An 8,961-nucleotide genomic window follows, 5' to 3' on the forward strand; every position below is an offset into this window, starting at 1 on the left:
ACAGAGGACAACTACACCTACTCCGCCGCCTGGTTTGACCTGATCAGTCCTCCACCGAAGCTGGGTCGGGCCGCTGTCAGCCGGGGCAGCTTGGCGAAGCTGGATCAGCTGCCGAAGAAGCTGGCCAAGAATCCACTGAAATTCGATGCACCGCACCTGCTAACGGTGCCGAACGTATTTCCCGTCAGCGCGATGAACAAGCTGTCGTTCATGGCGATCGGCGAAGTGTATTACCGGCTGGGCGGAACCTACACCGGCAAGATCATGAATCTCTCGCAGTTCTACCACATGCTTGATCTGGTCAGTGGCTGGAATAACGCTTACGGCCCAAGGGGTTTCGCGCAACATCAGTTCTTGGTCCCACCGGATGCGATGGACGAATTCAAGGCCATCATCCGCTGGATCCAGACTCGCGGCCACTACTCGGCATTTAACGTGTTGAAGCTGTTCGGACCAGGCAATCGTGCACCACTCAGTTTCCCGATGGCTGGTTGGAACGTTGCGATGGACTTCCCGAACAAACCGGGGGTCAACGAGTTCCTCAACGAGCTTGACGCCCGGGCGATGGAGTTCGGCGGCAGGGTGTACACGGCAAAGGACTCGCGGGTCAGTGCCGGTAATTTTCACGCCATGTATCCCCGCATCGACGAGTGGATTGCGGTGCGCCGCAAGGTCGATCCCACCGGGGTTTTCGTCTCGGACATGGCCAGACGTTTGGAGCTGCTCTAAATGGTGCTCGACGCCGTAGGTAATCCCCAGTCCATCCTGCTACTCGGCGGCACTTCCGAGATCGGGCTGGCGATCTGCGAACGCTACCTGCAAAACGCGCATGCGCGGATTCTGCTGGCCGCCATGCCCGATGACCCGGGCCGTGACGACGCCGTCGCGCAAATGAAGGCTGCCGGCGCACGATCGGTGGAGTTGATCGACTTCGAAGCCACCGACACCGACAGCCACCCGAAGATGATCGACGCTGCGTTCAATGACGGCGGTGCCGCAAGAGATATAGACGTCGCGATCGTGGCGTTCGGGTTACTCGGTGACGCCGAAGAGTTGTGGCAGAACCAGCGTAAGGCCGTTCAGATCGCCGAAATCAACTACACGGCAGCGGTTTCCGTGGGTGTCTTGTTGGGTGAGAAGATGCGTGCGCAAGGCTTCGGCCAGATCATCGCGATGAGCACAGTGGCCGGCGAGAGGGTCCGGCGGTCCAATTTCGTCTACGGCTCCACCAAGGCCGGCCTGGACGGCTTCTACCTCGGGCTCGGTGAGGCGTTGAAGCCCAGCGGCGTTCGCGTCCTGGTCATCCGGCCCGGTCAGGTCCGCACCCGGATGAGCGCGCACATCAAGGAAGCGCCGCTGACCGTCGACAAGGAGTACGTGGCCAACTTGGCGGTGACCGCGTCGGCCAAGGGCAAGGAACTCGTCTGGGCGCCAGGGGCTTTCCGCTACGTGATGATGGTGCTGCGCCACGTCCCGCGGCCGATCTTCCGCAAGCTGCCCATCTAAATGCGGAACGCGCTGGCCACCGTCGGCCACATGGCATTCGCGATCGCGATTGCCGCGGTGGTATCGGTGATCTCGCTGCTGGCTATCGAGCGGGTGCAATGGCCGGCTTACCCGTCGTCGAATCAGCTGCACGCGCTGACCACGGTTGGCCAAGTCGGCTGCATTGTCGGATTGCTGGCCGCTGGCTGGCTGTGGCGGCGAAACCAGTTGCTGGCCAGACTTTTCGCGCTGGTGTTCGTCTCGGCGTTCTCAGTGGTAACGCTCGCGATGCCGCTAGGCGCCACCAAGCTGTACCTGTTCGGCATCTCCGTCGACCAGCAGTTCCGCACTGAATACTTGACCCGATTCACCGACGCCGCGTCGCTGCACGACATGACCTACGTCGGGCTGCCGCCGTTCTATCCGCCGGGCTGGTTCTGGATCGGCGGCCGCATCGCGGCGCTAAGCGGCACTGCGGGCTGGGAGATGTTCAAGCCGTGGGCGATCACCTCGATCACGATCGCGGTCGCGGTGGCGCTGGTGTTGTGGTGGCGGATGATCCGCTTCGAGTACGCGCTGATCGTCACCACCGCGACCGCCGCGGTCGCGCTGGCCTACAGCTCCCCGGAGCCGTACTCCGCGATGATCGTCGTGCTGCTGCCACCGGTGCTGATCCTGACTTGGTCGGGCCTGGGCGCTGCCGAGCGTGAAGCTGGCCGCACACTCGGGCCCGAGCGTGAGGCTGGCCGCACACTCGGCCCAGCAAGCGGGTGGGCCGCGGTGGTCGGGGCCGGGCTGTTCCTGGGCTTCGCGGCGACCTTCTATACCCTGTTGCTGGTCTACAGCGCGTTCACCGTGGTTTTGATGGCTCTGGTGCTGACAGCCTCCCGCTGGCGCCAAGGTGTCCAAGGCATCAAGGCCGCGCTGGATCCGCTGGTCCGGCTGGCCGTCATCGGCGCCATCGCGGCGGCCATCGCCGCGACCACATGGCTGCCGTTCCTGTTGCGCGCGGCCCGCGACCCGGTCAGCAACACCGGCAGCGCCTATCACTACCTGCCGGCCGACGGCGCCGAGCTGACGTTCCCGATGCTGAAGTTCACCCTGCTCGGTGCACTGTGCATGCTCGGCACGCTGTGGCTGGTGGTGCGGGCGCGATCGTCAGTACGGGCGGCCGGCTTGGCGATCGGTGTACTTGCTGTCTACTTATGGTCGCTGCTGTCGATGCTCGCCACGCTCGCGCGCACCACGCTGCTGTCGTTTCGGCTGCAGCCGACGCTGTCGGTGTTGCTGGCCGCCGCCGGCGTCTTCGGCTTCATGGAAGCGACGCTCGCGCTGGCCCGACGCGGGCGAGACCACGCCTGGGGCCGCAGCGTGCTGCCGGTAGGGACCGCGATCGGCCTGGCCGGGGCGATCGCGTTCAGCCAAGACATCCCCGACGTGCTGCGACCTGAGCTCACCATCGCCTACACCGACACCGACGGCCACGGCCAGCGCGGTGACCGCCGTCCGCCGAGCTCCGAGAAGTTCTACCCGTCGATCGACGCCGCGATCACCCGGGCGACCGGAAAGCCGCGGGACCAAACCGTCGTGCTGACGGCCGACTACAGCTTCTTGTCCTACTACCCCTATTGGGGCTTTCAGGGGCTGACGTCGCATTACGCCAACCCGCTCGCGCAGTTCGACAAGCGGGCGGCCGCGATCAACGGCTGGGCCAAGCTCAGAACCCCTGATCAATTGATCCACGCGCTCGACGCGCTGCCGTGGGCGCCGCCGACGGTGTTTCTGATGCGACATGGCGGCTCTGCCGGCGCGACCAGCACCTACACCCTGCGGCTGGCCGAGGATGTCTACCCCAACCAGCCCAACGTCCGCCGCTACACGGTGGAGCTCAACTCCGCCTTGTTCGACGACCCCCGGTTCACCGTCACCACCATCGGCCCGTTCGTGTTGGCCGTCCGTAAATCCGGCCCGCAGCCCTGATGGCCACCGAGGCGCCCACTGCCGGGCAATTAGCATCTAGGTCCGTGGACGACGCGGGCACAAACTATCGGACCGCCCGGGTCGTCGCCGTGGTCGCCGGTTTACTCGGGGCGTTGCTGGCGATCGCCACCCCGCTGCTGCCGGTCAAACAGACCACCGCGCAACTGAACTGGCCGCAAAACGGCGTGCTGGGCAGCGTGGAAGCGCCGCTGATCGGCTACGTCGCCACCGATCTGTCGATCAGCATCCCCTGCCAGGCCGCTGCGGGATTGACCGGTGCAAAGACCGTGCTGTTGTCGACGGTGCCCAAGCAGGCGCCCAAGGCGGTCGACCGCGGTTTGCTGATCGAGCACGCCGGCGACGATCTGGTACTCGTCGTGCGCAACGTGCCACTGGTCGTCGCGCCGCTGAGCCAGGTGCTGAGCGGCGCGTGCCAGAAACTCGTCTTCACCGCGCACGCCGACCGCGTCATCGGCGAGTTCATCGGGCTCAAGCAGGGTCCCAACGCCGAGCATCCCGGCGCGGCGCTGCGCGGCGAGCGCAGCGGATACGACTTCCGCCCACAGATCGTCGGCGTCTTCACCGACCTGAGTGGGCCGGCTCCGCCAGGCTTGACGTTCTCGGCCACCGTCGATACCCGCTACAGCAGCTCGCCGACGCCGCTGAAGATGGCCGCGATGGTGCTCGGGGTGGCGTTGACCCTCGCAGCGTTGGTCGCCCTGCACATTCTGGATACCGCCGACGGCACCCGGCACCGCCGCTTCCTGCCGCCGCGCTGGTGGTCGATCAGCGGACTGGACGGACTGGTCGCGCTGGCGCTGGTGTGGTGGCATTTCGTCGGCGCCAACACCGCCGACGACGGCTACATCCTGACCATGGCCCGGGTTTCCGAGCATGCCGGCTACATGGCCAACTACTACCGCTGGCTCGGTACTCCCGAGGCGCCGTTCGGCTGGTACTACGACCTGCTGGCGCTCTGGGCCCATGTCACCACCGCGAGCATCTGGATGAGGTTGCCGACCCTGCTGATGGCGTTGTCCTGCTGGTGGGTGATCAGCCGGGAAGTCATCCCGCGGCTGGGCCATGCCGTCAAGACCAGCCGGGCGGCGGCGTGGACGGCGGCCGGCACGTTCCTGGCGGTGTGGCTGCCGCTGGACAACGGTCTGCGGCCCGAGCCGATCATCGCGGTGGGCATCCTGCTGACCTGGTGTTCGGTGGAACGCGCGGTGGCCACCAGCCGGCTGCTGCCGGTGGCGGTGGCCTGCATCATCGGTGCGCTGACGCTGTTCTCCGGGCCGACCGGTATCGCCTCGATCGGCGCGCTGCTGGTGGCAATCGGGCCGCTGCGCACCATCATTCACCGCCGGTCCCGGCAGTTCGGTGTGCTGCCTCTGCTGGCCCCGATCATCGCCGCCGTGACCGTCAACGTGATCCTGATCTTCCGGGACCAGACGCTGGCCGGCGAGTTGGAGGGGACCGCGCTCAAGCGTGCGCTCGGCCCCAGCCTCAGTTGGTTCGACGAGCACATCCGCTACGAGCGGTTGTTCATGGCCAGCCCCGACGGGTCGGTCGCCCGGCGGTTCGCCTTGCTGGCGTTGCTGGTTGCGCTCGCGGTGACGGTGGCGATGACGTTGCGCAAGGGGCGAGTTCCGGGCACCGCGGCCGGGCCGAGCCGGCGCATCATCGGGATCACGATCATCTCGTTCATCGCGATGATGTTCACGCCGACCAAGTGGACGCACCACTTCGGAGTGTTCGCCGGGTTGGCCGGCTCGCTGGGGGCGCTGGCCGCCGTTGCGGTGACCGCCACGGCGATGCGCTCGCGACGCAACCGAACGCTGTTCGCGACGGTGGTGCTGTTCGTGGTCGCGCTGTCGTTCGCCAGCGTCAACGGCTGGTGGTATGTCTCCAATTTCGGCGTGCCATGGTCAAATGCGTTCCCGCATTGGCACTTCGGATTCACCACCGCATTCCTGGGTTTGACGGTCCTGGTCGCGCTTCTGGCCGCCTGGCTTCACTTCGTCAGAAGCGGCACTGATGCTGATCCGCCGAGCGAGTCGCGGTTGGGTCGGATCATTGCGTCCCCGTTGGCAATTGCCGCATGGGCACTGGTTTTCTTCCAGGTCTTGTCGCTGACGCTGGGCATGACGGACCAATACCCTGCGTGGTCGGTGGGCCGCTCCAACTTGCAAGCTTTGATCGGCAAGACCTGCGGGCTGGCCACCGACGTGCTCGTCGAGCAGGACGCTGGTGCCGGCATGCTCACGCCGGTCTCAGCGCCGGTGAAAGATGCGCTGGCCGACGGTTACTCCGAAGGCTTTGACCCCAACGGCATTCCGTCGTCGGTGTCCGCCGACCCGGTGATGGAACGCCCCGGCGACCGCAGCTTCGTCAGCGACGACAGCAATGTCACCAACAGCGAAGCCGGCACCGAAGGCGGCACCACCGCCGCGCCCGGCATCAACGGCTCGCGCGCGCGGCTGCCCTACAGCCTCGATCCCGCGCGAACCCCGGTGCTGGGCAGCTGGCGATCCGGCGTCCAGGTACCGGCGCGATTGCGGTCGGCCTGGTACCGGCTGCCCGCCAAAGGTGCGGCCGGCCCACTGTTGGTGGTGTCGGCGGCGGGGCGGTTCAACTACGGCGAGGTCGAGATCCAGTGGGCCACCGACAAGCAGGCCGCCGACAACAAGCCCGGCGGCTCGACAGGACTTGCCGACGTCGGAGCGGCGCCGGCATGGCGAAACCTGCGGGCGCCGCTGTCCGAGTTGCCGCCGGACGCCACCCAGGTTCGGGTGATGGTCAACGATGAAGACCTGGACCCGCAGCATTGGATCGCGGTTACTCCGCCACGAATCCCTAAGCTGCGCACGCTGCAGGACGTGGTCGGCTCGACGGATCCGGTGCTGTTGGATTGGCTTGTGGGCCTGGCCTTCCCGTGCCAGCGACCGTTCAGCCACCACAACGGCGTGGACGAGGTACCGAAGTGGCGGATCCTGCCCGATCGGTTCGGCGCCGAAGCCAACTCGCCGGTGATGGACAAGAACGGCGGCGGGCCGCTAGGCATCACCGAATTGCTGGTGCGCGCCAACACGGTCCCCACCTACCTGAAAGACGACTGGTCCCGCGACTGGGGCGCGTTGCAGCAGTTGACGCCGTACTACGCCGATGCCCAACCGGCCCGCCTCGACCTCGGTTCGGCAACACGTAGCGGCCTGTGGAGCCCTGCGCCGCTGCGCCAGTAGCCGGCCCCAGCAATCACACGCGCACCTCGAATACCAGCAGCCGGGCAGTACACAAATCTGGAATTCGATACGCCGGCGATATCACCGCACCGCCAAAACATGCGGTGATATCGCATGTGGTCCCAAAACCGAAAGAGGCAATGCCCTCTGACTCAGTGACCGTTGGGGCGGATGTGACAAAAGTCGGGGGCAGTTAGAAAGCCACCTGGCGCCGGCCGGCCCGGAATGCGGTGACGCAGGCGGTGAGGGCCAGCAAGGCGAACACGGTAAACGCCGCGCGAGCCGCCCCCACAATGCCGCCGTCGGCGATGTTCACCACGACACCGGCCAGCCCGGCTCCGAACGCGCCGAAGATCAACTGCACCGAGTTGATCGCGGTCGCTGCGGCCCCACCCTCAGCGGGGTCGTCGACATCGCTCATTGCCCACGACGACAGGTGCGGGTACGCGGCGCCGATACCGATGCCGACGGCTAGCAACGCCGTTGCGCACAGCAGCACGACGCCGATCGGTGCGCCCTGGATGTGGGTGACGCCGGCCAACGCCAGGCCCAGCGCCATCACCAGCGGCGCCGCTACCACGACGCCGACGATCGCGCGAGCCCTGTTCAGTGAGCCGCTGCCCAGTCCGCTGATCGTCCAGCCAATCGATAGCGCCCCGCCCATCAGCCCGGCCATCATCGGTCCCAGGTGCGCGAGCCGCTGACCGAACAACGGCACATAGAGGTCGACCTTGGTCGCGGCAACCAGCAATCCCAGGGTCAGATAGACCCACTTCAACGGGCCAAACCCGAAGACGCTGGCGGGCAACACCGCCGTCGGCATCCGCCGGTCGACCACCAAGAACACTCCGACCAGCGCGGCGCCGACAACAAGCAGGGCTGCAATCTTGACGGGGTTGTGCGGTACGGCCGCCACGCTGACGGTCAGCGCCGCGGCGCCGAGCAGGAGTATCGACGGCACCGGAATCCGGGCCGCGGCGCGGTCAGGGTTCTGCTCAGATCCGTCGATCGACAGCACGCCCGGGGCCAGCACCGCCATCGCCACGCTCGCCATGGCCAACAGCCCGAAGGCCCACCGCCACGCGCCGAACTGGGCGAAAATACCGCCCAGCGCAGGACCGAGCAGCGCGCCCACGCCCCACATCGCCGACGCCATGGCCGCACCGCGGCTCCACAAATATCGCGGCAGCACCGCGTTGATCACCGCGAAGCTCAGACCGCACAGCAGGCCGCCGGCTAGCCCTTGAAAAAAGCGGCCGGCCAACAAGATCTCCATGTTCGGAGCCGCTGCGCATACCAGGCTGCCAACACCCAACACCGCGAAACCCAGCAGATACGAGACGCATGAGCCCACGCGGTGCAGCAATGTATTCACGGTCGCCGCCGCAACCACCGACCCGACGAGGTACAAAGTCGTCACCCACGAATACATCCGCTCGCCGCCGATCTCGCTGACCGTGCTCGGCAGCATGCTGATCGTCAGGAACTCGTTGGTGGAATAGAGCACCACGCCCCCGGCGACCACAGCCGACGTTCGCAGATACCGCGGGCTCCACAACTCACGCCAGTGGCCGGTGGTGAATCTCTGTTGATCGATTAAATGCACCACCGCTGGACCACTAAACCATGCTTGGGCGGATGAGTCGAACGGCCACCAAAGGTGCGTCGCGCAGCCCGGCGGGAGCAAACCAGCACGTTCGACCGGCAGACCTGGGGCCCTGCCGGTCCGTTTGGTTTACATCACAAAACGCTTAAATCCGATTAGCCGGCTATCCCTGCGCCCTGCATCGTCGCAACGAGAAAGCAGTCGCCTACCATCGTCCCTCGTGCCCCCCGACGAAAGTGAGCGATCGCCGCATCAGCTCGCGCGGTTGATCGCCGTCGTCGCGGGGATTGTCGGCGTACTGCTCTGCGGCGTGGTTCCACTGCTTCCGGTGAAGCAAACCACGGCGACAATTCTGTGGCCGCAGGGCCTGACCGGCGATGGCCACGTGACCGATATCACGGCACCGTTGGTGGCCGGCGCGCCGCGAGCACTGGACATCTCCATCCCGTGCTCGGCGATCGCCACCCTGCCCGCCGACGGCGGCCTTGTGCTCTCGACGCTGCCGGTCAACGGCTTTCAGACCGGCAAAAGCGGGTTGTTCGTTCGGGCCAACAAGGACGCCGTCGTCGTCGCGTTCCGCGACTCGGTCGCAGCGGTGGCGGCCCGCTCGGCGGTCGGCTCCGGCGCCTGCAGCGTGCTGCACATCTG

General features: G+C 66.3%; 5 protein-coding genes and 1 pseudogene. 5 read left to right on the forward strand and 1 reads right to left on the reverse strand.

Annotation, left to right across the window (positions count from 1 at the left end):
• The 4 genes from WB785_RS04585 to WB785_RS04600 all read left to right on the forward strand — a co-directional run.
• Positions 1-729 (forward strand): D-arabinono-1,4-lactone oxidase (locus tag WB785_RS04585; protein ID WP_424077506.1); only part of this gene is annotated, 729 nt, incomplete at its 5' end.
• The gene (locus WB785_RS04590; RefSeq protein WP_424077507.1) at positions 730-1,506 is read left to right on the forward strand and encodes a decaprenylphospho-beta-D-erythro-pentofuranosid-2-ulose 2-reductase; all 777 of its coding nucleotides are present in this window, start codon (positions 730-732) and stop codon (positions 1,504-1,506) included. It abuts the gene before it with no gap.
• Positions 1,507-3,465, forward strand: coding sequence for a galactan 5-O-arabinofuranosyltransferase (locus WB785_RS04595; protein ID WP_424077508.1), 1,959 nt, complete (start codon positions 1,507-1,509; stop codon positions 3,463-3,465).
• Positions 3,465-6,707 (forward strand): arabinosyltransferase domain-containing protein, encoded by a 3,243-nt coding sequence (locus WB785_RS04600; protein WP_424077509.1) that lies wholly within the window; start codon positions 3,465-3,467, stop codon positions 6,705-6,707. Before WB785_RS04595 ends, WB785_RS04600 begins: the two co-directional genes overlap by 1 nt.
• A 193-nt stretch (positions 6,708-6,900) precedes the next feature.
• Here the strand turns inward: WB785_RS04600 and WB785_RS04605 are convergent, their stop codons facing one another.
• On the reverse strand, positions 6,901-8,304 hold the full coding sequence (locus tag WB785_RS04605) for an MFS transporter (protein ID WP_424077510.1): 1,404 nt from the start codon (positions 8,302-8,304) through the stop codon (positions 6,901-6,903).
• Between the two features lie 229 nt (positions 8,305-8,533).
• Here WB785_RS04605 and WB785_RS04610 point away from each other — a divergent pair.
• Positions 8,534-8,961 (forward strand): annotated as a pseudogene (locus WB785_RS04610) (arabinosyltransferase); the annotation flags it as partial.

The sequence above is a fragment of the Mycobacterium sp. genome (assembly GCF_049585075.1).
Classification (GTDB): Bacteria; Actinomycetota; Actinomycetes; order Mycobacteriales; family Mycobacteriaceae; genus Mycobacterium.